Origin of the sequence: Bacillus sp. GMs2/2, from assembly GCF_050172095.1 — a bacterium.
GTDB lineage: Bacteria > Bacillota > Bacilli > Bacillales > Bacillaceae_G > Bacillus_A > Bacillus_A cereus.
Map to the genome: position 1 here is coordinate 1 of NZ_JBNLYE010000651.1, position 1,475 is coordinate 1,475.

The following is a 1,475-nucleotide window of genomic DNA, read 5'->3' on the forward strand; positions in this document are numbered from 1 at the left end:
ACTTTTTAATCCGTACGTAATAAAGATTGGTAATAAAATGAATGAACTCATTACGTATTGTGTTATTAATACTGTTAAAAATTTTGCCGAAATAATCTGGGCTGGTTTTAATGGTAATGGTAGTAACATTTCAATGTCATTACTATAGTAAAATACAGTTAAAATGTTCGTTATACTCATTAAAAATACCCATATACTCGCAATCGCAAGTCCCATTGCGATAATCATTCCTGGATCTTGCCCTAAATGTATCATTCCCTCATACATTGCGTGCGTGATAGAACCAAATAGTAAAAAGCCGACAAATAAAATGGCTGCAAATGAAAATACATACGCCCATCGCTTCTTCTTATCTGTTATAAAATCTGCATAATTTAATTTTAATAATACTTTCGTTAACGTCCAAATTTTACTCATTGCCCGTCATCTCCAAGAACATTTTTTCAAGTGATTCATTGGATTTAAAATGATCTCTCATTTCATCTAAATTCCCTTTAAACTGAAGATTCCCCTTATTAATAATTGCAACGCGGTCACATATTTTTTCTGCTACTTCTAATACGTGTGTCGAGAAAAATACAATCTTTCCTTTATCTGCATGTTCTCTCATCATTTCTTTTAAAATATATGCGGATTTCGGATCAAGCCCCGTTAACGGTTCATCTAAAATCCATATATCTGGCTCATGCACGAGCACACCAATAATAACGATTTTTTGTCTCATACCGTGCGAATAACTTTGAATTTGATCCGATAACGCATTGTAAAGATCAAATTTCTTCGCTAAAGACTCAATTCGCTCTTGTCGTACGTCTTTCGGCACTTCATACATATCTGCCATAAAGTTTAAATATTCAATTCCTTTTAATCGTAAAAACATATCTGGGCTATCTGGCACATAACCAAACGTCTTTTTCGCTTCCATCGGATTTTTCATAATATCTATACCGTTAATCGTAATTGTCCCTTTGTCCACCCCATGAATGCCAGTAATCATCTTAATTGTCGTTGATTTACCCGCACCATTCGGCCCTAAAAATCCAAAAATTTCTCCGCTAGGTACAGATAAACTTAAGTCTTTTACTGCATAGGTAGACCCATTATAACTTTTTGACACATTCGTAATTTCAATCATTCCATCCAATCCTTTCCTTAATTACCAAATAACTATATTGATATTATAGCATACTTCTATTTTAAGATTTTTACATTTTTCAGTTTATTTAACCTTTAAAATAAATATACACCCCTAATCCAACAACTAAAACGACAGCTAGTATAATATAAATCATTGTTAAGCGTTTAATATTCCCCTTTGTCGCTTTGCTATAATTTGCATCACCATTCCGTCCAATTAACACCGTCGCAATGACAGTAATTACTACAAATAATACAACGATCATGATCCAAGTTAACATACCTTCCTCCCCCTCCTTACAACCATTTTACAATATTATCCTCTTTATTTCGCAGTA

General features: G+C 33.2%; 2 protein-coding genes and 1 pseudogene. All 3 read right to left on the reverse strand.

Features of this window, described 5'->3' with window-relative positions:
- Positions 1–417: pseudogene (locus ACQGS6_RS28340) on the reverse strand (putative ABC transporter permease subunit); the annotation flags it as partial.
- Positions 410–1,135: an ABC transporter ATP-binding protein gene (locus ACQGS6_RS28345; RefSeq protein ID WP_000570193.1), complete on the reverse strand. Its 726-nt coding sequence runs from the start codon at positions 1,133–1,135 to the stop codon at positions 410–412. The pseudogene ACQGS6_RS28340 and the gene ACQGS6_RS28345, both read right to left, overlap by 8 nt.
- Positions 1,136–1,223: 88 nt before the next feature.
- Positions 1,224–1,418 carry a hypothetical protein gene (locus ACQGS6_RS28350; RefSeq protein WP_326318597.1) on the reverse strand — a complete coding sequence of 65 codons (195 nt, stop codon included), beginning with the start codon at positions 1,416–1,418 and terminating at the stop codon, positions 1,224–1,226.
- Between the last annotated feature and the right edge of the window lie 57 nt (positions 1,419–1,475).

What these genes read in the sequence shown, in the direction of transcription:
- ACQGS6_RS28345 (WP_000570193.1), bottom strand. Translation starts at nt 1,135, where the DNA reads ATGATTGAAATTACGAATGTGTCAAAAAGTTATAATGGGTCTACCTAT.
- ACQGS6_RS28350 (WP_326318597.1), bottom strand. Translation starts at nt 1,418, where the DNA reads ATGTTAACTTGGATCATGATCGTTGTATTATTTGTAGTAATTACTGTC.